Here is a 26,374-nt window from a genome sequence, read left to right as displayed (position 1 = left end):
CCCGCCAAATTGGCAGGGGTACTTGATTGCGGAAAATCTTAATTGCGTCCTCATGGCTGTTTAAAAACTTTAAACACTACAGGCCTGCAGCTACGCGTTGGACATTTTCAATCCGTTTCGCATCTGGTGGATGGGTCGCAAAAATTGGCTGACGCCCAGAACTTTCACGTGCAAAAAACTGGATGCCACGTACTGGATCATATCCCGAACGATGGGCAATTGCGGCACCAAGACTGTCCGCTTCCAGTTCGAAATTCTGACTATAACTACGTGAACCAAGGAACCCGCCAGCCCGTGCACCATCGTTAACATTCACACCAATCTGGCTTGCCAAAATGGCCCCAAACAGCGCACCGACCTGCACATTGCGTTGCTGACGTGGCAGATGGTTGCGGATGTGATGTGAGGTTTCATGACTGATAATAAAGGCAATCTGATGTGGATCCTTCACCTCATTCAGCAGGGTGCGCGTCAGGATTACAACGGGCTGGTTGCCATCGCGGGTCTGAAACGCATTGACTGGTGCCTTGGGATTGATGTCTTCTAAGAAAGCAAAATCGCATTGGGCCACGCCGCGCGCACGACATTCGGCCTCGGCGATGGGTTCCACCCGCGCCAGCACGGACCGGTAACTGGAAGAGCCCCGGCGCGCGGTGATCAGGTTGGCATTCGATGCAGCGATCCGCTCAGCTGCACGATCGCCGGTGCCCGAAGACGCAACAGGCGTTGGCTGCGTGGTAGGTTTTGTAGAGGCCGGAGCCGTCCCACTGGTTTCAACACAACCAGCCAAAAACGGCATGGCAACAACAATCGCAAACATAAAACGGCGCACTATATTCCTCCGGAATCTCAGATAATTTCCGACACTATACGGAAATTCACCCATGGAACAATTGCGCAGAACACGGAATTATTTTTCGTTAGTTTTTGCGCAACTCTTCCAGCAAGACTTTGTTTTCACAATATTCAGGCGTTTGTTCAGCAGCACCATCCGCCTTGGTATTCAGCCACTGTTCACATGCACCCGGTTTTTTGCAGCTCATACACTGCAAAACTGTACCACGCAGGGTCTGCGCCCCGATTTTGCCATCGAGAAATTTCTCGGTCATATCCACGCCAAGTTTTCCGGCCATCTGGCCAACCAGCCCGGCGTGACGATCATATTTATCAAACAATGCCATGTCATATCTCCCTATACGCATACATCTGGGCAAAAAATGCAAACCCCCGCTTTGATCCGGATCAAATGGCCCGACACCTGTTTTCGCCTTGCAGTTTACGTCACCTCTGCGCATCCTGAGGGTATGTTTACAATTGAACACGAATTTGATGCCACGGTGGTCACCCTGGTTGATGAACCCGCCCCCTATCGTCAGGAAGACATTACGATCAATGCTTTTGCCAGTTGTGTAACGATTGAACAGGTAAACCCACGTACCGGATGCGTCGAAACCGTGACCCTATCGATCGCCCAGTTGGAAGACTTGGCCGCTGCACTGGACCTTCCTGAAGGGGTGTACCGATTGCGCAAAGACTGAACATTACCGATCCCTCAGGGACGGAGTTAACTCAGACGAAACAGTTTTTCTCGGCTTGCTGCCCCGCGTATCAGCTGAAGATCGGACTTTGCCACGCCCAAGGTTTTTGCCAACAGCTTCACCACTGCTGCATTCGCTTTGCCATTTTCCGGAACGGTGGTGACTTTCACGCGCAAACTGCCATCTTCGGCCAGCGTTACTTCATTACGTGAAGCTTTTGGCGTAACCCGCACCGCGATTTCTGAACCGGGCATCTTCAAGGCTGCGATTGTTTTTGCGCAGAGACACTTTTTCGTCATTCGTTCTGGTCTTTCCCAGGGTGCTTTGTCACTCTGTCTGAACCTGACAGGAGAACACCCACATGACCAGCCCGAAACGAAAGACCGGTTTTTACACTGATGAACGTTGTTTCTGGCATACCGGTGGACAATATGCGCTCACTTTACCCGTAGGCGGGCCGATGGGCGGCATTGTGCAACCTCTGTCTGCCGGCGGTCTACCGGAAAACCCAGAAACCAAGCGGCGGCTGAAAAACCTGCTGGAAGTTTCAGGCCTGATCACAGAGCTTGATGTGCGTACAGCCCCCTTGGCCCATGAAACCGATCTATTGCGGGTTCACCCCCAAAGCTATGTCACGGCATTTAAAGAAATGTCTGAGAACGGCGGTGGAGAACTGGGCCTGCGAACCCCCTTCGGGCGCGGCGGTTTTGACCTTGCCTGTCTCTCGGCCGGGCTCGCCACCGCCGCATTAGACGCTGTGTTAAGTGGTGAGATCGATAATGCCTATGCCCTGTCACGACCTCCCGGGCATCACTGCATGCCTGACTGGCCCAATGGTTTCTGTTTGCTGAACAATATAGCTATTGCAATCGAAGCAGCCCAAGCAAAAGGCATGGCACAACGCGTTGTGGTACTGGATTGGGATGTTCATCACGGCAATGGCACCGAAGCTATTTATTATGACCGTGATGATGTGCTGACGATATCTATCCACCAAGAATATAATTACCCACTGGATACCGGTGATATCAAAGATCGGGGCAAAGGGCAGGGCCAGAATAAGAACATCAATATTCCGCTGCCCCCCGGCCCCGGACACGTCAGTTATCTGGAAGCGATGGAAAAAATCATTCTACCCGCCATCCACGGCCATGCTCCGGATGTGATCATCGTAGCCTGCGGATTTGACGCTGCCGCCGTTGATCCGCTGTCGCGCATGTCCTGTTCCGCCGAGACATTTCGTCAGATGACCCGCCAAGTGATGACTGCCGCGCAAACCCTGTGCGATGGCAAGCTTCTCATGGTGCATGAAGGTGGCTATTCTGAAGCTTATGTACCTTTCTGTGGACATGCGGTGATTGAGGAGCTCTGTGGTTCCGGTATCACAGTTGAAGACCCACTGGGTGCCACAGTGCATGCCCGCCAGCCCTCTGCGCGTTTTGACGCATTCATATCGGGGCTGATAGATGAGATGGCTCAAACGCTTTTGGGCGACTGAGCACAACAGGCGCCAGCATTCAAAGCCAGCCAGACCATAAACTGAAGGACAACGAATGATGGATATCAAACCTCTGACACACAATGCGGCAGTAATGGACTTTTTGCTGACCCGCAGATCACGCCCAGTGCGCAGTCTGAAATCCCCCGTCCCCACACGTGAAGAGTTGGCCCCGATTCTAACAGCAGCGGCACGCACACCGGATCACAAGATGCTCGTGCCGTGGCAGTTTATCGTGTTGGAACGCCCCGCCCTGCAGCGCCTGACACCGTTGGTCGAAAAACATGGCAACACCGCTGGGATTGAACAAAAGAAGATCGACAACATCACTGGTTTCTTTGGCAACGCCAACCTGGTCGTCGCCGTGGTCTGTGCTTATAAAGAATGCAATGACTTCCCCCGGATTGAACAGGATCTTGCTGCCGGTGCGGCCTGTCTGGCCATGCTGAATGCAGCCCAGGCATCCGGCTGGGGCGCAAACTGGTTAACTGGATTTACGGCCTTCCATCCTGGGTTTCTGGAAGAAGGGTTGGGCATCACAGGGGATGACTATGTCGCTGGTTTCATCCATATTGGGTCTGAAGGTGCTATTCCCCAGGACAGAAAACGTCCTAATTTAGACAGTATCACCCAATGGGTAACGGAATAACAAACGTTATATAATCCGTATTTGCCCATTGCGAGACGACAAGAATGATCAGCCCCCGCTGCAAAACCAGCGGGGATTGTACAAACCGGCGGCAGAAGCTGTGCAGGCTTGTAACGCATAGTTATGACAGCAGGCGAGCAGTATGAAATATTTTCCGGTGTATGGATATCACATTGAAGAAACACAGATTTTTCCCGAATTCACGCTGCACCCTCTTGAAAACGCGGGTCTACAGAGACGTATCAAATGCCATGCGAATGGGGAATATCATCTGACTGCGGTCCTCGAGATCACAGGGGATCAAAACCCTATGCGCCTGCTCTATTTACAATCAATCCTGAGCTTTATTGATCAGCGCGAAGTTCGAATTCCCCATCAAATGGGAATAGACGCTACATCAGCTTCCGCGGCTGCAAAGATCATAAAGCCCCATCGATTTAAAGATGAACGCGGCTGTGGGAAAAACAAGATTTTTCCTGAAACTCCGGATGCAAACACGTGTCGCAAAAATTTTATACACTTTTCTCTGACAGCCATGCTCGATGAAAACCGCAAGGACATTCATGAGATCCGACAGCTCTTACAGAATTGCATTTTCGCCTTTTTGCCCGGGGCGGCCGGCCACAATGATGTCAGATCGTACTTTTACCTGTCCGCCCTCAGGAACCTTGCGGATAAAACTATCGAGGGGAACAAGCCTGATAAGATTGCGCTGTTCCTGCGCAATCTTGGGTTTCAATTGGTCCGCGCTGAACAGGACATGACGCCAGACGACCTGACCAGACACCATGCCCGACTATTCGCTCTTTCTGACGATCCGACACAAGATAACCAGTCACACCTGAAACAGATTGCCGAACTGGCGCCTCTCGTTCTTATCCGACACCTGGGTTTTCGCGATACCCAGCTGAGATGGGGTTCGTGGGGCATATCAGATGTCGCCTAAAACGAAACAATCCGTTCATCCAAGCCCCCTTGTGCACTGCGGCCCAGAACCCCATATGCTTTCTACAAATTAGTTTATGAAGGCATTGGTTTTGATCTTTTCTGACTTTTCCAAAGCACTGGCACAGGCCGGTGATCCGAAATTCCGCAGAGTGATTATTCTTGGTGTGCTTTTGGCTTTTGCCCTGCTCTCTGGCGTTTATGGCGTATTTGTCCTGATCCTCAGTCTTGTAACCCCGGATCAGATTACGCTGCCCTGGATCGGCGAAATCGGCGGCATCCATGAAATTTTGTCCTGGGCCTCGCTCCTGATCATGATGGCATTATCGGTGTTTCTGATGGTGCCGGTGGCATCTCTTTTCAGCGGCTTATTTTTGGACGAAGTTGCAGATGCTGTCGAAGATAAACATCACCCCCATTTACCCGCAGTGCGTCACCGCAGCCTAACAGAAACCGCCGCACAATCTGCACGTTTCCTGGCTGTTCTCATTTCTGCCAACCTTGTGGCACTGATCTTTTATATCTTCCTCGCCCCATTCGCGCCCCTGATCTGGGTCGCGCTGAATGGGTATTTGCTGTCCCGGGAATATTTCACAATGGTCGCAGAACGCCGCCTGACACCGCAAGATGCCAATACATTACGCAAACGTCATATGGGGGCAATTTGGCTGGCCGGATGTCTGATGACCGCACCTTTGTTGATCCCACTTCTCAGCCTGGTCATTCCGGTTTTTGGGGTCGCAACATTCACACATATGTATCACCGCCTGCCACAATAGACCTGATCGATCAGCCACCTTGCCCGTCTTCAAGACCGGCACAAATGTAGTGGCTGTAATAACTGAATTCGGCAAAACGTAAGGCGAACAGGCACACAACCGTGAGTACAATCCATTTGCGGTAGTTTTTCAGTTCTGCGGCAAATATCAGGGCTAACGCCGAAAGCCCAGTTTGTTCCATTCCGAAAGGTGCGGTCTGGCTCATACAACGGTCAAAAGTTGAAAGATAGCCATCAGGCCAACCGGGGCCTAGAACCGACATCATCAACAGGAATACCAGGCCAAGGACGGTTGCAAATCCATATAAAGCGATACGACAGAAAACTTCGGACACCGCGTTACTCTGCAGATAAAGCTTCTGGTTCCGCATTCAATCGGTTGAGAAAATCAACGTCTTTCACAGTGACAATTTCCCAGACAATAATCCAAAACGCCAACACCCAAAGCACGGCCGCAATCCCCGTGGTGATCAGCGCGCGTTTTTTAAGTTGGGGATCAACCGGCGCACCTGCATGCGTGCCCCGCAGAACTTTGCCATCATCGCCCTGCGTGACCAAGCGGACAGGAAGCACGCAAAGGAAAGTCATGAACCAGAACACGGCGTACAGGACGATTGCGGATGTAATCGCCATCAGATCTGCTCCAGCTCAACAAGGCAGCCGTTAAAATCTTTAGGGTGTAGGAACAGCACCGGTTTACCATGGGCACCGATCTTAGGCTCGCCCGTCCCCAGAACCCGTGCGCCCTCGGCTTTCAGCTTGTCACGGGCAACAAGAATATCGTCAACTTCGTAACAGATGTGGTGAATGCCACCAGCGGGGTTTTTCTCAAGGAACCCGTTGATCGGAGAATTCTCACCCAATGGATACAACAGTTCAATCTTGGTATTTGGCAGTTCGATGAAAACAACGGTGACACCGTGATCAGGTTCATCTTGCGGTGCACCGACAGTGGCGCCAAGTGTATTCTTGTATTGTGCACTGGCCGCTTCCAGATCTGGCACAGCAATGGCAACGTGATTGAGACGACCGATCATCAGATTTCCTCCGGAAAGTTTGAAACCTTATGACCTTGCCTTGCTGGTGACGCAAGCCTGCTGCATGTCTTCCGCTGGCACATTCTGTCGCGGTTTTTGCATTTTGCATCGAATTGGGACCATCCCGTTAACAATGTCTTCACCCGACTCAACCCAGACTGAAGGAAGATAAAATTCCTCTGGATCAGATGTCAGATCTGTTCCCACCATCCCGAAAGGAAAGGATATGGACGATCTCGAAAGCCTGATGGCAAAGCAGGTGCCAACCGCGGAACGCCCATTGGCCGGATTAACCGTGCTTGTTGTGGAAGACAGCCGTTTCGCCTGCGAAGCAATGCGCCTGTTGTGCCTGCGTTCTGGCGCCCGCATCCGACGTGCGGATTGTCTGGCCTCTGCACGGCGACATCTTCAAGTTTACCGCCCCTCCGTTGTGATTGTTGATCTTGGCTTGCCCGATGGATCCGGCGAAGAACTGATCACAGAATTGCATAACTCTGCACCTCGTGTTGGTATGCTTCTGGGAACATCAGGCGATCCGGGTGGTGAACACCTGGCGCTGAAAGCTGGCGCAGATGCCTTTCTCGATAAGCCGATCAATAGCCTGATGGCATTTCAAAATCTGATCTTGTCGCGACTTCCTGAAGATCGCCGCCCCAATGGGCCACGGCACAGCAACGATGCAGACATTGAACCCGATCTGATTGCCTATCGTGATGACCTGACACATATTGCATCCGTTTTGGATGCCTCTCCCGACAGTGACACCTTGGATTATGTATCTCAGTTTCTTGGCGGGCTTGCCCGTAGTGCAGAAGATGAACCTCTGGAAACAGCTGCAAAACGCTTGGCCCGCCATAAGAATCAGGGCGCGCAGTTGCGTTCTGATCTGTCGCACTTAAACGGCCTGGTTCAGGAACGTATCGCGGCAGGAGGCACGATCTGACGGCATGTGTTAGATTACCTCAATGTACCCCGCCAACCCGGTTTTCTGGTGCTCAATCACATGACAATGAAACGCCCACTTCCCCGGATTATCAGCAACGAGAGCGACCTCAAGCACCTCATCTTTCAATAACAAAGCAGTATCCGTCATATTGGGCAATACTTCGCGCTTGTTGGACCGGATCGGACGAAACGCAAGCCCATGCAGGTGAATGGGATGCAGGTTCGGGCTTTCATTGCGAAGACGCAGAACCACCGTTTCCCCCAGTTTCAGGCGGGCAAGCGCAGCCGTTCCTTCGGATGCATCCCCCGCCCAAGGCGTTCGATTAATCGACCAAAACGTATAACCCAACGTCCCGCAAAAACCATTATTGGGCAGATCCCCCTCGGGTGACCAACCAAAAACGAATTCCTCAATGCGCGGATTCGTCAAGTCAGGTTCAGACACAGGATTGCGCGGCAACGGTTTCAAATCCGAAAGCGCACGCCCCGCATTTGAACCAACAGATCGCAACACTGCCATTTCACGCGTACCACCCGGCACCCGCGCCATCAGTTTCACAACCTCACCTTCAACAGCGGGCATACGCAAAGCCACATCCATACGCTGCCCAGGTGACAAGATAAGGGGGACATCTGGCGAAACAGGAAAAGGCACAGCATAATCGACAGGATGACCGTCCCAGGCGATGATTTTCCCGACCGCATCTTCAAAATATAGCTTATAAATCCGCGTCGTATCTGTTGCCGCAACCCGCAAACGTACAAGTGATCCGGCCTGATGATCACTGCGTTGCACATCCTGCCAGTTCACCGCCATCACCGTGCCATGGGTGCCGCCACGCGCCGCACCCCGACCGGTGTAAAGATTGATAAATTGCCCCTCATCATTCAAACGAAAATCACGCAGGTTCAGGATTTCGTCACTGTCAAAGCCTACATCATCGGCTTCTTCCACCACCAGAACGCCCGTCAGGCCCAGGGCCATTTGCGTCATGGTCATGCAATGCGGATGATACCAATAGGTGCCCGCATCCGGTGGTGTGAATTCATAACGATAGGTTTCACTGGGGCCGATTGGAAATTGCGTCAGGTAAGGTACGCCATCCATTGCATTCGGGATACGCAACCCATGCCAATGCATAGCTGTGTAATCGTCCATACCGTTTTCGACATCTGCAATAAAAATCTCGCCCTGCTTCACGCGTAACACCGGCGGTGGCGCATCCGGAAACACGCTGACCATACCTTCGGTTATTTTGCCGGGCATCAACCCGTATTTCGCAGGCTGTACCTTCAGGTGTTCCACTACTGAACCGCTGCCAGTCGCCCAAAGCGCGGAGCTGCCACCAGCAAGCGTTGCGCCTGCCATACTCATTTTCAGAAAATCACGTCGTTGCATTACCTGCCCCCTGTTGCATAGCCTGCCTGGCTTGCCCCGATCAGAGACTGGCTGCGGCAGGACCAGAACAACACCTGATCCTGCCAATTTTCAATGCGACAAATGCCCCGGGGCCTATCGCCAATCACTTAGTCCTGCGGAGGAACCACACGCAGGTTCAACTCACGCAGCTGATCGCTCATGGCCTCACTTGGCGCGTTCATCATCAAGTCTTCCGCACGTTGGTTCATCGGGAACATGATCACTTCGCGAATGTTATCCTGCTCAGCCAAAAGCATCACAATACGGTCGATACCTGCCGCACAACCACCGTGGGGCGGGGCGCCATATTTGAACGCGTTAACCATACCGCCGAAACGTTTATTGACCTCATCTTCGCCGTAACCCGCGATTTCAAAAGCTTTATACATGATTTCGGGGCGGTGGTTCCGGATCGCACCAGACACCAATTCATAACCGTTACAGGCCAAGTCATATTGATAACCCAGAACGTCCAGCGGATCGCCATTCAGCGCTTCCATACCACCTTGCGGCATAGAGAACGGGTTATGTTCAAAGTCAATCTTGCCGGTTTCTTCATCTTTCTCGTAGATTGGAAAATCAACGATCCAAGCGAAAGCAAAACGATCTTTGTCGGTCAAGCCAAGTTCTTCGCCAATCACGTTACGCGCACGGCCCGCAACGGCTTCAAACGCCTTCGGCTTACCGCCCAAGAAGAACGCCGCATCGCCAAGGCCAAGGCCCAATTGTTGACGGATCGCTTCTGTGCGTTCAGGACCGATGTTTTTCGCCAATGGACCAGCAGCTTCAAGACCTTCGCCCTGATCACGCCAGAAGATATAGCCCATGCCAGGCAGACCTTCTTGCTGCGCGAATTTATTCATACGGTCACAGAACTTACGTGATCCACCTTTAGGTGCAGGGATCGCACGAATCTGCGTGCCTTCTTGTTCCAGAAGCTTGGCAAAGATCGCAAAACCAGAACCTTCAAAATGCTCTGACACAATTTCCATTTTGATCGGGTTGCGTAGGTCAGGTTTATCAGACCCATACCACAGCGCCGCGTCACGATAAGAAATCTGCGCCCATTCCTGATCAACTTTTTTGCCGCCGCCAAACTCTTCAAACACACCGGTCAAAACAGGTTGGATCGTGTCAAACACGTCTTGCTGTTCAACAAAGGACATCTCAAGGTCAAGCTGGTAGAAATCTGTTGGTGAACGATCCGCACGCGGATCTTCGTCGCGGAAACATGGCGCGATTTGGAAGTATTTATCAAAACCAGAAACCATGATCAGCTGTTTAAACTGCTGTGGTGCCTGTGGCAGGGCGTAGAACTTGCCCGGGTGCAGGCGGGACGGCACGAGGAAGTCGCGCGCACCTTCAGGGGATGACGCTGTGATGATCGGGGTCTGATATTCGCGGAATTCACGATCCCACATGCGTTTGCGGATGCTGGCAACAACATCAGACCGCAGGATCATGTTTTCCTGCATCTTTTCGCGACGCAGATCCAAATAACGATACTTCAGGCGGGTTTCCTCAGGATATTCCTGATCACCAAACACCATCAAAGGCAGTTCCTGCGCGGAACCTAGAACCTCAAGATCACGAATGAAAACTTCGATCTCACCGGTTGGGATAGCCTTGTTTACAAGACTTTCATCGCGCGCCATGACGTTGCCGTCGATGCGAATGCACCACTCAGACCGTACTTTTTCAAGCTCAGAAAACACAGGGCTGTCCGGGTCGGCCATCACCTGTGTGATACCGTAATGGTCGCGCAGATCGATAAACAGCAGGCCGCCGTGATCTCGCACCCGATGTACCCAGCCGGAGAGGCGCACATTATCGCCCACGTGGGATTTGTTGAGTTCGGCACAGGTCTGGCTGCGGTAAGCGTGCATTTCGCGTCCCCTTCAGGGTAAATAATTCGTCCGGGTTGATACACAGGAGACAGGCGCAAAAGTCAAGCAAGCAGCGTCAGAACCCTGCTTTTATCAGTCCTCGCAAGCTATTGCCGCAATAAAGCCTGCCTTGTTCCAGATCGGCTACCCCCAATCGGGCGACCTTTGCCTTGTTCTGCGCCAATAGTTCAGCACGTAAAATACCAGGCAAGGCCCCGGAAGAAACCGGTGGTGTTAATAAGATCCCATCGTCGTCCAGAACAAAGATATTGGTGATCGTTCCCTCGGCCACATTGCCGCGACTGTTCAGAAAGATCATCTCATCCACACCACCAGGAAGGTTTGCACGGGCCCTATCATAGATCTGCCGTTGCGATGTTTTCATACCGCGCCACAGTGATTTTTCATCCAAAGTTACATCAGACATCATGACTTTCCAGGATGTCATGGTCTGGCTAATGGGCGCGGTAGTCAGTGTCAGCCCCTGCGTCGTCAGGGAAAACCTGCAACGCATGGCAACGTCTCCGCTTATGCCAGCTACCATTTCCCGGGCCTTTGGCGCCGAGAAATCGAAACCCAACTTCTGCGCGGTCAGACACATACGGCCAATATGACGCTCCAGACGCGGCATTTCGCCTGTAATGGTTCGTCCAAAGGTTTCAATAACCTCTAACCCCTCAGGGATCATATCTCGGCGTAACGGGCTTTCCACAGGGCTTCCTCATATTCGCTGGGCGCGGTGCTGTCCCAGACGACACCACCTCCGACATTCAAGCGCACACGACCCTGGTCAAACAGACTAAGCGTGCGGATCGCTACGTTAAAACTGCGCTGCCCGCCGGGGCCGGACCAGCCAATCGCGCCGCAGTAAATCCCGCGTGGATCATCTTCGAGATCGTTGATGATCTCCATCGCTCGGATTTTGGGTGCACCGGTAATAGACCCACAAGGAAACAGCGCTTGAAAGATTTCTGCCACTCCCTGATCGGGAGCCAAGTTCGCACGCACTCGACTGACCATCTGATGCACTGTGGCGAATGTTTGTACTTCGAACAACTCAGGCACTTTCACAGTGCCCGGCACAGAAACTTGGCTGATATCATTCCGCAAAAGATCAACAATCATCAGGTTTTCGGCACGATTCTTTTCGTCATTCTGCAGCCATTTTATACGCGCAGCATCTTCTTCCGGCGTCAGCCCCCTCGCGACAGTGCCTTTCATCGGCAATGTCTCAATTACACCACCTTGGGTACGGAAAAACAGTTCTGGCGAACGCGATAAGAAGGTGGCCCCGCCCATATCCACAAAGGCCCCGTGCTTGACCTTCTGACGATCACACAACATGCCATACAACACCTTTGCGTCGCCAGACATTTCGGCATCCATAGGGAAAGTCAGGTTGATCTGATAACAATCACCCTGGCCGATATAGCGCTTCACCTCATCAAAGGCCTTGCGATAACCTGCAAGATCCCAACGCGGCGCGGGAATCGTCAGCGCAGCGGGCCCGACATTTGACGCGCCGCCCGGCTGAGGTTCCGCAAAGACGCCAAAACACAATAGCGGCGTGTCCCGTTTTGCCGGCATACGATCCTGCAACTTATCAATCAGCGCATACCCAAGCTCGTAAGACGCATAGCCCGCCAACCATTCCCCGGCAGCTTCGGCTTCGTTCAGGGCGGCCATGGCAGCAGGCACTTCTTCCGGCGAATGCGCAGAAATGATACGTTTGGGCGCGCGAAACCAGGTTCCGCCTGCGCCCTGCCCCAGCGGGCCGTCATCAAAGAAAATCTCACCCTGCACGGCGCTTACCTTTCTGCTGCCGCCCCCTCATAACGCGAAAGGGCGTACCCGCAAGATGATAATGCGACGCTCAACCAGTCACAAGCGCCCGCTGATCTTCACGTCCCATCGAAAGCAGACGCGGTGTCTGCGCTTGTTCCGCCTGAAAGCCCGTCTTATTCGACATGCCCCGCCAGTTAGCCATCAGCAAGCTTTGCGCCACCGCCCCACCAAGCGTACCGCCTGGTCCCAGCACGATAAACACATCCGGCATGAACTCACGCGCCGCCACACGAAGGGCTGCGGTGAAATCATAGGGTTCATAAACTTGATGCCCAAGGGTGTAATCCCAAAGCGCGTGCTTATTCGCAGCACCCGGGGCCCAAATCGCCCCACGTCCATCAATCAAAGGCATCTCAGGTTGGCCAAACAATCCCGCATCCAGACGCGCACGCCCTTGTTCTGCAACGGGTTTCTGCAAATGCGTATGAAAGCCCGCGTGATTGGGCAGGCGCATTGGGAAACGGTCTTCCAGTCGTGGCATTTCACGTTCAAAGGCCACCAATCCGGCCTCATTCCCTGCCAAAACCAACATCCCGCCAAGATCAATCGACAGGCCCAACACATGATCCGCCCGCGTAGAAATCTCAGCACATTTGGCAAAAACCTCAGCCCGGCGTCCTGGGATTCCCACCCAATTGTCATCCATAAACGGGTAAATAATTTGCCCACCAATCAGGTTTTCCTGCATCAGCGTGCCCATGGTGTTCACCACCTCAAACCCGCCCATCGGTGACAATGCACCGCCACAGGCCAGCGCGATATACCAGCCCATCGAATTGCCGGTCACCGCCAAAACATCGAACTTATCGCGATCAATTGCCTGATAATCAGCCAGTGCCGCCGCATAAATCAACGGCGACGCATGATCCCCGCGCGTATGTTTCGCACCGGAAAACCGTTCTGCCCCATCAAGCGCAGTCACTGCTTCCTGCCCCGTCTGCGTCCGAAACGCGTCAAACTGCGCAAATAGTTCCGCTTTATCCGCGTGATGACGCGTCAAATATCCAAGTTCAGCCTTATTATAAGTGCCCCGCCCCGGGGCCACGACAACAGCAGTTTGTTTGGTCATTTATTTGCCCTCCCACAGTTTAATCGCAGCATCAGCAATGCTCTCACTTGACGGCATGGTCGCCGCATAAGCAGGCCCAGTCGCGATAAAACTGTCCTCCGCAGCAAGGCGCGCCGAAGGAAGGGTTGAGCGTTCATGCAACATCGACAACAGGGCCTCCGATTGGCTGCCCGTTGTGCGACATTCATCAACAACCAGCACTTTTTCAGCCCCTTCAATCGCTTTCAAAATCCCATCCACAGGCATAGGTGCTAGCCAACGTATATCAATCACACGCGTCTGAATTCCCTTATCCGCCAAAGCCTTAGAAGCTTTCTGCGACAGGTAATTCCCGTTGCCATAGGTCACAATCGCCAGCGGACCGTCCCCGGTTACGCCAACTTCGCCCAGCGCGATTGTCTCATCTGGCGCGGGATATGTATCCATCCAAGCACTGTCTTTCACATCATGCAAATCGCGCATCGGATACAGTGCAATCGGTTCCACAAACACCACAACGCGCTGTTCAACACGTGCCAATCGCACACATTCGCGCAGCATTTTCGCCGCATCCGCACCGTGGCTTGGGCAAGCAATAATCACACCGGGAATATCGCGCAAAACGGCCAGGGAATTGTCATTGTGGAAATGTCCGCCAAAGCCTTTTTGATACCCAAGTCCCGCAATCCGCAGCACCATCGGGTTGGTATATTGACCGTTTGAGAAAAACGAAAGCGTCGCAGCCTCGCCCCGAATTTGGTCTTCCGCATTGTGCAGATAAGCCAGAAATTGGATCTCTGGCATCGGCACAAACCCATTATGCGCCATGCCAATCGCCAGTCCCAAAATCGACTGCTCATCCAGCAATGTGTCAATCACCCGGTCCGGCCCAAAGCGATCACATAGCTTCTGCGTCACCCCATACACGCCGCCCTTTTTCCCGACATCTTCGCCCATCAAGGCAATTTCACGATGTTCCAACATCAGATCCGTCAGGGCCCAGTTGATCAAACGAGACATCGGCTGCGGCTCATTCATCGCGCGCAAGTCGCTCTTACCAAACGCCTTTTCGCGATCCGCGACAGCAACCCCATTGCTTGGCGCACAATCGCGCGCAGGTGGCACAATGCTCGCCATCACATCTTCCGCCGTCTTCAAGCGGGGCCGCGTCACAACCTGTTCCGCAACCCGGGTACATTGCGTCTCGGCCTCCAGATAAATCGCCTTAATCTCATCCGCAGACAAGATCCCCGCATCCCGCAACAGCCGCGCCGAATGCATCAAAGGGTCCTCACCCTCCCAGGCCTCAAAGATATCCTTCGACAAATAGGTCTGCTGCATATCCGACCCGGCATGCCCATACAGGCGCACCAAAGTCAGATGCAAAAACGCCGGTTTCTTGTGACACCGCACATAGTCCGCCGCCGCACGCGCCGCACGCCAGGTGTCATAAATATCCAGCCCATTGGCGTGAAAGTATTTCAACCCCGGACGGTTCTCATAATTCGCCGCAACCCAACCGCGCGGGGTACGCGTTGAAATCCCAATGCCATTGTCTTCACAGACAAACAGCAAAGGCATCGGAACCGATTGAAAAGACGTCCAACAAGCCGTGTTAATCGCCCCTTGCGCCGTGGAATGGTTTGATGACGCATCGCCAAAAGAACACATCACAATGCTGTCGTCCTGCAACACCTGATGTTCCGGCTTCACACGTTTCGCAAGCCCCACAGAATAGGCCGCGCCAACTGCTTTCGGCAAATGCGAAGCAATGGTCGAGGTCTGCGGCGGAATGTTTAACGCCTTTGATCCCAACACCTTATGGCGACCACCCGAAATCGGATCCTCCACAGAAGTCGCAAAGCTCAACAACATATCCCAAGCGGGCGTCGTCCCTGGAACTTGGGCTGATCGACGGGTTTGAAACGCCCCATCCCGGTAATGCAAAAACGCCATGTCATCCGGGCGCAAAGCCGACGCAACCGCCGCCATCCCCTCATGCCCAGAGGACCCAATCGTGTAATAACCCTGCCCTGCCGCCTGCATTTTGCGCGACCGCCGATCAAGGTTGCGCGACAGGCATTGCGCCCGAAAAATCGCCACAGCTTCTTCCGCCAACAATGGCCCTTCCGCAGCAGCGCCCCCAGGCAATGCCCCAGAACTCAGCCGCTCAAGAAACGCCTCATGCACAATATCCGCGCGATCCATGACTTATCCTTCCGGGGCCACTTGCCCCTTTCATCTTGCCGAAAATACTCCGGGGGTGTGGGGGCTGGCCCCCACTGGGAGTCGTGTGCGGGGGCTGCCCCCGCTGGCCAATATTTAAAAGAACGCCTGCAAACCGGTCTGCGCACGACCAAGGATCAGCGCGTGCACATCATGCGTGCCTTCATAGGTGTTCACAGTTTCCAAGTTCACCATGTGGCGGATCACGTGGAAATCAAGGCTGATGCCATTGCCGCCGTGCATATCCCGCGACATGCGTGCAATATCAAGGGCTTTACCACAGTTGTTGCGCTTCATGATCGAAATCATTTCAGGCGCTGCATTGCCTTCGTCCATCAAACGACCAACCCGCAAACTGCCCTGCAAACCAAGGGTAATTTCCGTCTGCATATCCGCCAGTTTTTTCTGGAACAGCTGCGTTTGCGCCAAGGGTTTATTGAACTGCTTGCGGTCCAAACCATATTGCACGGCCGCATGCCAGCAAGCTTCCGCAGCACCCATAGCACCCCAAGAAATACCGTAACGCGCACGGTTCAGACAGCCAAACGGGCCTTTCAGACCTTCAACATTTGGCAGCAACGCGTCTTCACCAACTTCCACATCCGCCATCACGATTTCACCGGTGATAGACGCACGCAGCGACATTTTATTTTCGATCTTCGGCGCGGACAGACCTTTCATGCCCTTATCCAAGACAAAGCCACGGATCTTGCCGCCATGGGCTTCGGATTTGGCCCAAACCACAAACACGTCAGCGATCGGCGCGTTCGAAATCCACATTTTGGAGCCGTTCAACACATAGCCGCCATCGGTCTTTTTCGCGACGGTTTTCATGCCCGCAGGGTCAGAACCCGCATCAGGTTCCGTCAAACCAAAACAGCCAATAGACGTGCCTGCAGCCAAGCCAGGAAGATATTTTTTGCGTTGTTTTTCAGACCCATACGCATAGATCGGATACATCACCAAGGATGACTGCACAGACATCATAGACCGATATCCACTGTCCACACGTTCCACTTCACGCGCAACCAGACCATAGGCCACATAGCTGGACCCAAGCCCGCCGTATTCCTCAGGCACTGTAATGCCAAGCAAGCCCATCTCGCCCATTTCCGCGAAAATCGCAGGGTCGGTTTCTTCATTCGCGAAAGCATTTGTGACACGTGGCGCCAGCTTTTCCTGCGAATAGGCAAAGGCCGCGTCACGCATCATGCGCTCATCTTCGGACAGCTGCTCATCCATGCGGAAGGCGTCTTCCCAGGTGAATTTTCCCAGATCAGGTTTGCTTTGCGGGGATAGATTTCCAGCCATGGCATCAGGCTCCTTTAAGTTCGTTCACGGCCCGCGCGATCCGCGCACAGCCTTCAGTTAAATCAGCATCTGAATAGGCGTAAGACAGTCGGAAATGCCCACCAAGCCCAAAGGCCCGGCCCGGCACAAGCGCAACATTGCCCTCATTCAGGATAAATTCGCAGACGTCCGCGTCATTTTCGAGCAGCTTCCCGCCAGATGTCGTACGGCCAAACAACCCTTCGCAGTTCGGGTAAACGTAAAACGCCCCGCCCGGCACTTCGCAGGTGATCCCATCAATCGCGTTCAACGCATCCACCACCATATCGCGGCGCACACGGAAGGCATCACAGCGTTCTGCCAGCAGATTTTGTGGGCCGGTCAGTGCTTCCAACGCCGCCGCCTGCGAAATGGACGACGCGCCAGATGTACATTGCCCCTGGATCGCGGTCATCACTTTGATCAGATCAACTGGGCCAATGCCCCAGCCCAAACGCCAGCCCGTCATCGCGTAAGACTTTGAAACGCCATTCACAATCAACGTGCGATCCGCCAAATCAGGGGCGGCTTTGCGGAAAGATGTGAAGGGTTCATAAGTCACATGCATGTAAATTTCATCGGCAATCACCCAAACATGCGGGTGTTTGCGAAGGACTTCCGCCAAAGCTTCCAGATCCTCCCCAGAATACATCGCACCGGATGGATTGCCCGGCGTGTTCAACATCAACCACTTGGTTTTATCCGTGATTGAAGCTTCAAGCGCATCCGGCGTCAGGCGAAAACCTTGGTCCGCGCCGCAAGGCACAGTGACCATTTCACCCTGACAAAAATCCACGATATCCGCATAGGACGTCCAATATGGCGCGGGCATGATGACCTCATCACCCGGGTTCACGGTCGCGGCAAAAGCGTTGTGAATGACCTGTTTCGCACCGGTTGAAACCATGATTTCCGCGATCTCAGGGCGGAAGCCACAGAAGCGTTCCGCATCCATCGCAATCGCTTCGCGCAAGGCTGGTTTGCCCGCAGTCGGCGGATATCCCGTGTCCCCAGCAAGGGCCGCATTATGCGCCGCCGCAATCACGTTTTCCGGGGTTTTGAAATCCGGTTCACCCGTGCCAAAGGTCAACACAGGGTGACCTTCGGCTTGGCGGGCCCGTGCGGCCTCGGAAATCTTAACAATTTCTGAAAGCTGCAGCGATGCCGCGCGATCTGATCTGATAAATTCAGCCATTCTTAACCCTTCGCGGCGTAGAGGCCGCCTGTCTTTGTCGCAAGAAATGCGTCCAGCGGGATGTCTTCCTGCTTCAGGAAACCCTTGTCTGGCAGCACGCCATCACGCACCATTTCAATCACGCCCACCACGCTTCCCGCAGTGGTCCAAGCAATGGCGGTGCGCATCTCACCTGCGACCTCAATCGGGCGATAACCGCGCACAAATTCCTTACGCTGCATCCGCCCATCCGCCATGCCTTCTGCGGCAACATGAACGTAAACCACATCATCCTCAACAGGCGGTTTCGCATTGACGAGGATTTCGCCCGCCTCGGCACGACGGTCCCGCATCAAAAGTTCATGGAAGAAGAAATTCATCTGATCCATATGCCCGGGGTAACGCATTGTTTTATAATCAATGTTATCAACTTTCCCAAGGTAGGTGTCACACATGGTGCCAAGCCCGCCAGAGGTCGTGAACGCTTCCAGTTTCACGCCGTCGATATATAGCATTTCCAGCCATTCCATCGGGGAAACCCACTTGCGTTCGCCGCCCTCAATAACCTCACAATCATTCAGGTATTCATTGACCACGCCCTCAGGCGACCAGTTGAAGGCATAACCCATCAAACCGGTTGGATTTTGCGGCAAGGCCCCCACGCGCATTTTACAGCTGCGGCAATCGTCAAATTGCTCAATCAGATCCGCGCCCACGATGCCAATAAAGCCCGGCGCAAGCCCACATTGCGGCGCCATCAGACCTTTGGACGTCTTTGACAATTCAATAATCGCCTGGGTGGTTGGCACATCTTCGGTAAGATCAAAGTAATGAATTCCAGCGGCATGCGCTTCCTTGGCAATCTCGGTATTCAGATGATACGGCAGACAGGACAAGATCGCATCGACTTCGCCAAACAATGTGCGCAGGTTGCTGGCGTCAGATAGGTCAAGCGCTTGTGTTGCAAAGGGAAAATCACGACCATTCAGGTTCATGTCAACGCCCGCCACCTCAAAACCCGCTTCCTTCAAAAGCGTCGCTGCAAGCGTTCCAACTTTACCTAAGCCAAGTGTCGCGATCTTCTTCATGCTGGTCACCTTTGTAAATAATTCCGGTTTTGACGTGACGATAGCAATTGCCCCTTCATGCTGAAATAGCTAACTTTGCAATAATTCATGAGTTTAAGGAATGAAGGATATCCAATGATTCCCTCCCGCGCCCTGCCCTCTCTCGCTGCTTTGCGGGCCTTTGAATGCGCTGCCCGTCATGGGTCGTTCACCCTGGCCGCCGAAGAGCTGCACCTCACGCAAAGCGCGGTTTCCCGTCAGGTCAAAGACCTTGAGGCGCAGCTTGGGTTTTCGCTGTTTCGGCGCAATGGCCGTCGCGTTGCTTTGACAGATGCGGGCGGCGAATTTGCCCGCGCCCTGGCCTTGGATTTGGACCGCCTCAAACAAACCGTCAGTCGTGCCGTGACGGCGGGCAACGCCCGCACAGCCCTGCGCATCGCCACGCTTTCAACCTTTGCCAGCCGTTGGTTGATCCCGCGCCTGCCCGAATTTGAGGCGAAATTCCCCGAGGTCGAGATCAGCCTTTCCACCCGCCTGCGCCCGTTTTCTTTTGACGCGGAACGCTTCGATCTGGCCATTCACCACGGATCCGCCGATTGGCCCGACACGCAAATGTCACGTCTCTGCGGTGAAGAAATCCTGGCCGTTGCGGCCCCGGACTTCATCAATGAACAAAACCTTACCAACGCCGAGCCCCAGGACATCGCAGACGCCCCGCTTTTGCACCTTGAAACCCGCCCTGGCCATTGGGCGGAATGGCTTCGCTTGCAGGGTGTCGATTCCCCAAGCTTCCCGCGCGGCAAACAGTTTGACCAGTTTTCCATGATCATTTCCGCTGCCAGCCATGGCCTTGGCGCAGCCCTATTGCCACGGTATCTCATTGAAAAGGAACTGGAAAGTGGCGCGTTAATCCCATTGCCAGGAGATCCGGTCATCACAGATAACGCCTATTGGTTGGTCACCCCAGCGGGCGCGACATCCCCCATGGCACAGGCTTTTGCGCGATGGGTGAAAACCATGGTGTCAAAAGATATCAATTCCAAATCTAAATGAGTTTTTTGCACTCATATGCAAATTTTCCGACATTTTTCTCCTAAGGAGATTGCGCTATATTGGGTCCAAATTCCAACTTAAAGGGCCCTTCCCATGGACGTTACCCGCGAAATTTCCGACATTCTTTCCCGCCTTGGCGTGGATAAATCTGCCTATACAGGCGGCACCCGCAAGGTGATCAGCCCCGTGACCGGCACCGAGATCGCCGCCGTCAACGACATGTCTGCAGACATGGCAAAGGCCGCGATCAGCAAATCCAAAGCGGCCTTCAAAGCCTGGCGTTCCGTTCCCGCACCGCGTCGCGGTGAATTGGTTCGTCTGCTGGGCGAAGAGTTGCGCGTTGCCAAAGAAGACCTTGGTCGCATCATTTCTATTGAAGTCGGCAAAATCCCATCAGAAGGCCTTGGCGAAGTCCAGGAAATGATCGACATTTGCGATTTCGCAGTCGGTCTATCGCGTCAATTGTATGGCTTGACCATCGCAACCGAACGCCCCGGCCACCGCATGATGGAACAATGGCATCCGCTTGGCCCGGTTGGCGTGATTTCCGCGTTCAACTTCCCAGCGGCTGTTTGGTCCTGGAACGCCGCCCTTGCCATCGTCTGTGGTGACCCGGTGATCTGGAAACCATCCGAAAAAACACCGCTGATTTCGCTTGCCTGCGCATCGGTCTTTGAACGCGCGATGGCCCGTTTTGGCGATGACGCACCGGATGGTCTGCACACGCTTCTGCTGGGTGATCGTGACCTGGGCGAAACCCTTGTCGACAGCACAGATGTACCGGTGATTTCCGCCACTGGGTCCACCCGCATGGGTCGCGAAGTTGGTCCACGTGTTGCGGCGCGCTTCGGCAAATCCATCCTGGAACTTGGCGGCAACAACGCGGGCATCGTCTGCCCCTCCGCCGATCAAGACATGGCTTTGGCCGCCATCGCCTTTGGTGCCATGGGCACAGCAGGCCAGCGTTGCACATCGCAACGTCGTGTTTTCGTTCACGAATCCATCTGGGAAGAATTCGTGCCACGCCTCGCCGCTGCTTATAAATCTGTGACTGTTGGCTCGCCCTTGACCACCGATTCTCTGGTTGGGCCGCTGATCGACAAAAACGCATCCGACGCAATGGCCTCCGCGATTGAAGCCGCGAAAGCCATGGGCGGCAAGGTCACTGGCGGTGAATTGGTTGACGCGGGTCACCCCGATGCCTTCTACCGTCGCCCCGCCATGGTCGAGCTGAAAGAACAGAAAGGCATCGTTTGCGAAGAAACCTTCGCGCCCGTGCTTTACGTCATGCCCTACAGCGATCTTGATCACGCGATCGACATGCAAAACGACGTGACCGCGGGCCTGTCATCCACCATCTACACGTTGGATGTGCGCGAAGCGGAAACCTTCCTGTCTGCTGTCGGATCTGATTGCGGCATCGCCAATGTGAACATCGGCACATCCGGTGCGGAAATCGGTGGTGCATTCGGCGGCGAAAAGGAAACTGGCGGCGGTCGTGAAAGCGGATCTGACGCCTGGAAAGCCTACATGCGTCGCCAAACCAACACCGTGAACTACTCCCGCGAACTGCCACTGGCACAGGGCGTATCTTTCGACATTGGCTAAACTCCCTTAACCTTTGTCAAACAGCCCCGCAGGAGAAATTCTGCGGGGTTTTCTGTTTAAAACGGCCGCACCACAGCGCCGGAATAGAAATAAATCCCCATGCCAAAGGCAAACAAAACCACCCCCGCAACCGAATGCAAAACAATCGCCAAGGGCAGGCTTTCGCGGGTTTTATAGGCCCAGGCAAAGATCAATCCGCCAACAAATGTCATCACCGCGACGACCCAGCTCCAATACATCAAATGCGCCAGTGAAAACAAAGCCGCATTCAGCCAAACCGCCCCCACGCCAGATGGAATCACCGGTTTATAACGCCGGAAAAACAGCACCCGAAAGATCAGCTCCTGCGGCAAAGCAGACACCAGCGGGTAAAACACCGCGATCACCAACATCACGTCCGGGCGATACATCAACATCGCAAACAACCGATCCGGCGCCGTGCGCATCAAGATTGCATAACTTGCCCCAGCCACCGCCAAAGCGATCCCGACCACCGGCCAAAACTGCATCTTTGACCAGCCTTGAAACATAATCCGCCAAGAAAACCCCGGCGTGCGCCACAATAAAATCAAACCCAGCACCATAAACACTGCAAGGGCCGCAAACATCCGCGTTGGCGGCAACCAAACGGCAACCCCCACTGGCACGACAACAAACAACAGCAGAAATTCAACCAACAGCCATCGCTTTTGTCGGGCGCAATTGTGGTCTTCCATGCCGAATTTTTCCTGGCCGATTGCAGACATCTTCTCGCAACTCCAAATAGGCGCGCACGAAAGGCAATCAAGCGGGCGGCTGGTTTTCAGAATAGATAAGCCCCCGGCGTTAAAAAACAACATGTGAAATCACGGGAAATCCCCAGATTCATCCCGATGACAAACGAATCCCCCTTGAACCTTTCCCCATGATATCTATACACCACGACAATTTGTTTCTCCGGGGGTCTACCATGCCAAAGCGCGACGATATTTCATCCATCATGATCATCGGGGCCGGCCCTATTGTTATTGGTCAGGCCTGCGAGTTCGACTACTCCGGTGCCCAGGCCTGTAAGGCGCTTCGTGAAGAAGGCTATCGTGTCATCCTTGTGAACTCGAACCCGGCGACGATCATGACCGACCCGGAACTTGCCGACGCCACCTATATCGAACCGATCACCCCGGAAATGGTCGCCAAGATCATCGAAAAAGAACGCCCCGACGCGCTGCTGCCCACCATGGGCGGTCAGACCGGCTTGAACACGTCTTTGGCACTCGAAGAAATGGGTGTTCTGGAAAAATTCGGCGTTCAAATGATTGGTGCAAACCGCGAAGCCATTGAAATGGCCGAGGATCGCAAGCTGTTCCGCGAAGCCATGGATCGTCTTGGCCTTGAAAACCCGCGCGCAACCATCGTCACCGCCCCGAAGTTGGAAAACGGCGAAGCTGACCTTGATGCCGGTGTTCAGATCGCTTTGAACGACCTAGAGGAAATCGGCCTGCCCGCCATCATCCGCCCCGCCTTTACCCTTGGTGGCACCGGCGGTGGTGTTGCCTATAATCGTGAAGACTACATCCATTTCTGCCGCACCGGTATGGATGCGTCGCCCGTGAACCAGATCCTCGTTGATGAAAGCCTTCTGGGTTGGAAAGAATACGAGATGGAAGTTGTGCGCGACAAAGCCGACAACGCCATCATCGTTTGTGCGATTGAAAACGTCGACCCAATGGGCGTGCACACAGGTGATTCCATCACTGTGGCCCCGGCCCTGACCCTGACCGACAAAGAATACCAAATGATGCGCACCGCATCCATCAACGTGCTGCGCGAAATCGGCGTCGAAACCGGTGGGTCCAACGTGCAATGGGCCGTGAACCCCAAAGACGGCCGCATGATCGTGATCGAGATGAACCCACGCGTGTCGCGCTCCTCTGCTTTGGCGTCCAAAGCGACCGGTTTCCCGATTGCCAAGATCGCTGCGAAACTGGCGGTTGGCTACACGCTGGATGAACTTGATAATGACATCACCCGCGTCACACCGGCGTCGTTCGAGCCCACAATCGACTATGTTGTCACCAAGATCCCGAAATTCGCATTTGAGAAATTCGCGGGTTCCGAACCCTACCTGACAACTGCGATGAAATCCGTGGGTGAAACCATGGCCATCGGCCGCACCATCCATGAAAGCCTGCAAAAAGCGCTGGCATCCATGGAATCCGGCCTAACCGGTTTTGACGAAGTCGAAATCGAAGGCGCGCCCGAAAAATCCGCCGTGATCAAAGCGATCAGCAAGCAAACACCGGATCGTCTGCGCACTATTGCCCAGGCCATGCGCGAAGGTCTGACCAACGACGAAATCCAAGCAACCACAAGCTTTGATCCTTGGTTCCTCGCCCGTATCCGTGAGATTATTGAAGCCGAAGCAGGCGTAATTGCCAACGGCTTGCCTGCGGATGAAGCAGGCCTGCGTGACCTCAAAATGCTTGGTTTCACCGATGCCCGCCTTGCGAAACTCGCAGGTTCCACTGAAGCCGCCGTGCGAAAAGCCCGCGTGTTGAAAAACGTCACCGCAAGCTTCAAGCGCATTGATACATGCGCCGCCGAATTCGAAGCACAAACCCCATATATGTATTCCACTTATGAGGCCCCGGCCTTTGGTGACGTCGAATGCGAAGCCCGCCCAAGTGAGGCCAAAAAAGTCGTCATTCTTGGCGGTGGCCCAAACCGGATCGGCCAAGGGATCGAATTCGATTACTGCTGCTGTCATGCCTGTTATTCCCTGACAAAACAGGGTTATGAGACCATCATGATCAACTGTAACCCGGAAACGGTTTCCACAGATTATGACACATCAGACCGTCTGTATTTCGAACCCCTGACTTTCGAACACGTCATGGAAATCCTGCGTGTGGAACAGGAAAACGGCACGCTTCACGGCGTCATCGTTCAATTCGGCGGCCAAACACCACTGAAGCTGGCGAACGACCTAGAGGCCGCTGGCATCCCAATCCTTGGCACATCCCCCGACGCGATTGACCTTGCAGAAGATCGTGAACGTTTCCAAGCACTTGTGAACTCTCTCGACCTGAAGCAACCGCATAACGGCATCGCCTCCACCGACGCAGAAGCGCTTGAAACCGCCAAAGACGTCGGCTTCCCCTTGGTGATCCGCCCGTCTTACGTTCTTGGTGGCCGCGCCATGGAAATCGTACGCGACATGCCGCAGCTGGAACGCTACATTGCTGAGGCCGTGGTTGTGTCCGGCGACAGCCCGGTTCTGCTCGACAGCTACCTTGCGGGCGCCGTTGAACTTGACGTTGACGCACTTTGTGACGGCACCGATGTCCATGTGGCTGGCATCATGCAACACATCGAAGAAGCTGGCGTTCACTCGGGTGACTCGGCGTGCTCGCTGCCGCCTTACAACCTCGACAAACACATCATCACCGAGATCAAACGCCAAACCGTTGCCCTTGCCCTCGCCCTCAACGTCAAGGGTCTGATGAACGTGCAATTCGCGGTGAAAGACGACGTGATCTACCTGATCGAGGTCAACCCACGTGCATCGCGCACCGTGCCCTTCGTCGCCAAATCCACCGACAGCGCCATTGCCGCCATCGCCGCGCGCATCATGGCCGGTGAACCCCTGTCGAACTTCCCCAAACGCCCGCCTTACCCCAAAGACGCGGCCAAGGGCGACCCGGAACCCATGGGCGACCAAATGCGCCTTGCCGACCCGGAAGACATGCCTTGGTATTCCGTGAAAGAAGCGGTCCTGCCCTTCGCACGTTTCCCTGGCGTCGACACTTTGCTTGGCCCAGAAATGCGTTCCACCGGCGAAGTCATGGGCTGGGATCGCTCTTTCCCACGGGCCTTCCTCAAGGCGCAAATGGGCGCTGGCATGGATCTCCCGTCAGACGGCCGCGCGTTTATTTCGATCAAAGACGCCGATAAAACCGCGCTGATGATTGATTGCGCGCGCATCCTGTCGGACCTTGGGTTTGCCTTGGTTGGCACCAGTGGCACCGCCACTTGGCTGTCTGAACAAGGCGTCGAATGCGCCACCGTGAATAAGGTCTATGAGGGCCGCCCGAACATCGTCGACATGTTGAAAAACGTCGAAATTCAATTGGTTATGAACACCACAGAGGGCAACCAAGCGGTCTCTGACAGCCGCGAAATCCGCGCCGTGGCGCTCTATGACAAGATCCCATATTTCACCACCGCAGCAGGCTCTCACGCGGCAGCGCAGGCGATCAAAGCCATGCGCGAAGACGCACTGGGTGTCCGTGCGCTGCAAGGGTAAGCTTGAAACAAAACCTGAAACACAAAACGCCCCAATCGGGGCG

Annotated in this window: 25 protein-coding genes; 9 read left to right on the top strand and 16 right to left on the bottom strand. The window is 54.2% G+C overall.

What is annotated here, in order from left to right; translation table 11 throughout:
• Positions 1–76: 76 nt before the first annotated feature.
• Complete coding sequence (locus ACPGUT_RS02180; RefSeq protein ID WP_423988604.1) at positions 77–832, bottom strand: M48 family metallopeptidase; 756 nt, start codon at positions 830–832, stop codon at positions 77–79.
• Positions 833–920: 88 nt separating this feature from the next.
• The gene (locus ACPGUT_RS02175; protein ID WP_423988603.1) at positions 921–1,181 is read right to left on the bottom strand and encodes a DUF6455 family protein; all 261 of its coding nucleotides are present in this window, start codon (positions 1,179–1,181) and stop codon (positions 921–923) included.
• Between the two features lie 123 nt (positions 1,182–1,304).
• On the opposite strand from ACPGUT_RS02175, the gene ACPGUT_RS02170 reads away from it, so the two are divergent.
• Positions 1,305–1,538, top strand: coding sequence for a hypothetical protein (locus tag ACPGUT_RS02170; RefSeq protein WP_423988649.1), 234 nt, complete (start codon positions 1,305–1,307; stop codon positions 1,536–1,538).
• A gap of 26 nt (positions 1,539–1,564) precedes the next feature.
• On the opposite strand, the gene ACPGUT_RS02165 is transcribed toward ACPGUT_RS02170, so the two are convergent.
• Positions 1,565–1,837: a DUF167 domain-containing protein gene (locus ACPGUT_RS02165; protein WP_423988602.1), complete on the bottom strand. Its 273-nt coding sequence runs from the start codon at positions 1,835–1,837 to the stop codon at positions 1,565–1,567.
• A 62-nt stretch (positions 1,838–1,899) separates the two neighbouring features.
• On the opposite strand from ACPGUT_RS02165, the gene ACPGUT_RS02160 reads away from it, so the two are divergent.
• From ACPGUT_RS02160 to ACPGUT_RS02145, 4 genes are all read left to right on the top strand, one after another.
• The gene (locus ACPGUT_RS02160; protein ID WP_423988601.1) at positions 1,900–3,036 is read left to right on the top strand and encodes a class II histone deacetylase; all 1,137 of its coding nucleotides are present in this window, start codon (positions 1,900–1,902) and stop codon (positions 3,034–3,036) included.
• 55 nt (positions 3,037–3,091) lie between these two features.
• Positions 3,092–3,685 (top strand): nitroreductase family protein, encoded by a 594-nt coding sequence (locus ACPGUT_RS02155; protein ID WP_423988600.1) that lies wholly within the window; start codon positions 3,092–3,094, stop codon positions 3,683–3,685.
• A gap of 142 nt (positions 3,686–3,827) precedes the next feature.
• Positions 3,828–4,631: a hypothetical protein gene (locus tag ACPGUT_RS02150; protein WP_423988599.1), complete on the top strand. Its 804-nt coding sequence runs from the start codon at positions 3,828–3,830 to the stop codon at positions 4,629–4,631.
• A 94-nt stretch (positions 4,632–4,725) separates the two neighbouring features.
• The gene (locus tag ACPGUT_RS02145) at positions 4,726–5,409 is read left to right on the top strand and encodes an EI24 domain-containing protein (RefSeq protein WP_423988648.1); all 684 of its coding nucleotides are present in this window, start codon (positions 4,726–4,728) and stop codon (positions 5,407–5,409) included.
• A gap of 10 nt (positions 5,410–5,419) precedes the next feature.
• Here the strand turns inward: ACPGUT_RS02145 and ACPGUT_RS02140 are convergent, their stop codons facing one another.
• The 3 genes from ACPGUT_RS02140 to mce are packed head-to-tail and all read right to left on the bottom strand — an operon-like array spanning position 5,420 to position 6,445.
• Entirely contained in the window at positions 5,420–5,743 is a 324-nt protein-coding gene (locus ACPGUT_RS02140) for a hypothetical protein (protein WP_423988598.1), read from the bottom strand.
• Positions 5,744–5,747: 4 nt separating this feature from the next.
• Positions 5,748–6,041 (bottom strand): DUF1467 family protein, encoded by a 294-nt coding sequence (locus ACPGUT_RS02135; protein WP_423988597.1) that lies wholly within the window; start codon positions 6,039–6,041, stop codon positions 5,748–5,750.
• Positions 6,041–6,445 (bottom strand): methylmalonyl-CoA epimerase, encoded by a 405-nt coding sequence (gene mce / locus ACPGUT_RS02130; RefSeq protein WP_423988596.1) that lies wholly within the window; start codon positions 6,443–6,445, stop codon positions 6,041–6,043. The genes ACPGUT_RS02135 and mce overlap by 1 nt, the downstream gene beginning before the upstream one ends.
• Positions 6,446–6,671: 226 nt before the next feature.
• Here mce and ACPGUT_RS02125 point away from each other — a divergent pair, with 226 nt between their 5' ends.
• Positions 6,672–7,388 (top strand): response regulator, encoded by a 717-nt coding sequence (locus tag ACPGUT_RS02125; protein ID WP_423988595.1) that lies wholly within the window; start codon positions 6,672–6,674, stop codon positions 7,386–7,388.
• A gap of 9 nt (positions 7,389–7,397) precedes the next feature.
• On the opposite strand, the gene ACPGUT_RS02120 is transcribed toward ACPGUT_RS02125, so the two are convergent.
• From ACPGUT_RS02120 to ACPGUT_RS02080, 9 genes are all read right to left on the bottom strand, one after another.
• Positions 7,398–8,789: a multicopper oxidase family protein gene (locus ACPGUT_RS02120; RefSeq protein ID WP_423988594.1), complete on the bottom strand. Its 1,392-nt coding sequence runs from the start codon at positions 8,787–8,789 to the stop codon at positions 7,398–7,400.
• Between the two features lie 128 nt (positions 8,790–8,917).
• On the bottom strand, positions 8,918–10,696 hold the full coding sequence (gene aspS, locus ACPGUT_RS02115) for an aspartate--tRNA ligase (RefSeq protein WP_423988593.1): 1,779 nt from the start codon (positions 10,694–10,696) through the stop codon (positions 8,918–8,920).
• Positions 10,697–10,772: 76 nt separating this feature from the next.
• Positions 10,773–11,408 (bottom strand): aminotransferase class IV, encoded by a 636-nt coding sequence (locus ACPGUT_RS02110; protein WP_423988592.1) that lies wholly within the window; start codon positions 11,406–11,408, stop codon positions 10,773–10,775.
• Positions 11,381–12,499 carry an aminodeoxychorismate synthase component I gene (locus tag ACPGUT_RS02105; protein ID WP_423988591.1) on the bottom strand — a complete coding sequence of 373 codons (1,119 nt, stop codon included), beginning with the start codon at positions 12,497–12,499 and terminating at the stop codon, positions 11,381–11,383. Before ACPGUT_RS02105 ends, ACPGUT_RS02110 begins: the two co-directional genes overlap by 28 nt.
• A gap of 70 nt (positions 12,500–12,569) precedes the next feature.
• Complete coding sequence (locus ACPGUT_RS02100; protein ID WP_423988590.1) at positions 12,570–13,610, bottom strand: ACP S-malonyltransferase; 1,041 nt, start codon at positions 13,608–13,610, stop codon at positions 12,570–12,572.
• Positions 13,611–15,797 carry a thiamine pyrophosphate-dependent enzyme gene (locus ACPGUT_RS02095; protein WP_423988589.1) on the bottom strand — a complete coding sequence of 729 codons (2,187 nt, stop codon included), beginning with the start codon at positions 15,795–15,797 and terminating at the stop codon, positions 13,611–13,613.
• A 114-nt stretch (positions 15,798–15,911) separates the two neighbouring features.
• Entirely contained in the window at positions 15,912–17,126 is a 1,215-nt protein-coding gene (locus ACPGUT_RS02090) for an acyl-CoA dehydrogenase (protein WP_423988588.1), read from the bottom strand.
• Between the two features lie 4 nt (positions 17,127–17,130).
• Positions 17,131–18,339 (bottom strand): pyridoxal phosphate-dependent aminotransferase, encoded by a 1,209-nt coding sequence (locus ACPGUT_RS02085; protein WP_423988587.1) that lies wholly within the window; start codon positions 18,337–18,339, stop codon positions 17,131–17,133.
• A gap of 2 nt (positions 18,340–18,341) precedes the next feature.
• Positions 18,342–19,406, bottom strand: a complete 1,065-nt coding sequence (locus tag ACPGUT_RS02080; protein WP_423988586.1) for a saccharopine dehydrogenase C-terminal domain-containing protein — start codon at positions 19,404–19,406, stop codon at positions 18,342–18,344.
• Between the two features lie 114 nt (positions 19,407–19,520).
• Between ACPGUT_RS02080 and ACPGUT_RS02075 the strand changes: the two genes are divergently transcribed.
• Together ACPGUT_RS02075 and ACPGUT_RS02070 are read left to right on the top strand one after the other, a co-directional pair.
• A complete protein-coding gene (locus tag ACPGUT_RS02075) occupies positions 19,521–20,438 on the top strand; it encodes a LysR substrate-binding domain-containing protein (RefSeq protein WP_423988585.1) in 918 nt (305 codons plus the stop codon).
• A gap of 93 nt (positions 20,439–20,531) precedes the next feature.
• Positions 20,532–22,046, top strand: a complete 1,515-nt coding sequence (locus ACPGUT_RS02070) for an aldehyde dehydrogenase family protein (protein WP_423988584.1) — start codon at positions 20,532–20,534, stop codon at positions 22,044–22,046.
• A 56-nt stretch (positions 22,047–22,102) separates the two neighbouring features.
• Here the strand turns inward: ACPGUT_RS02070 and ACPGUT_RS02065 are convergent, their stop codons facing one another.
• A complete protein-coding gene (locus ACPGUT_RS02065; RefSeq protein ID WP_423988583.1) occupies positions 22,103–22,792 on the bottom strand; it encodes a CPBP family intramembrane glutamic endopeptidase in 690 nt (229 codons plus the stop codon).
• 203 nt (positions 22,793–22,995) lie between these two features.
• On the opposite strand from ACPGUT_RS02065, the gene carB reads away from it, so the two are divergent.
• A complete protein-coding gene (gene carB, locus ACPGUT_RS02060; RefSeq protein WP_423988582.1) occupies positions 22,996–26,331 on the top strand; it encodes a carbamoyl-phosphate synthase large subunit in 3,336 nt (1,111 codons plus the stop codon).
• Positions 26,332–26,374 lie beyond the last annotated feature (43 nt).

The sequence above is a fragment of the Halocynthiibacter sp. genome (assembly GCF_049608145.1).
Lineage (GTDB): Bacteria > Pseudomonadota > Alphaproteobacteria > Rhodobacterales > Rhodobacteraceae > Halocynthiibacter.
This window is presented reverse-complemented; position numbering and strand designations above follow the sequence as displayed.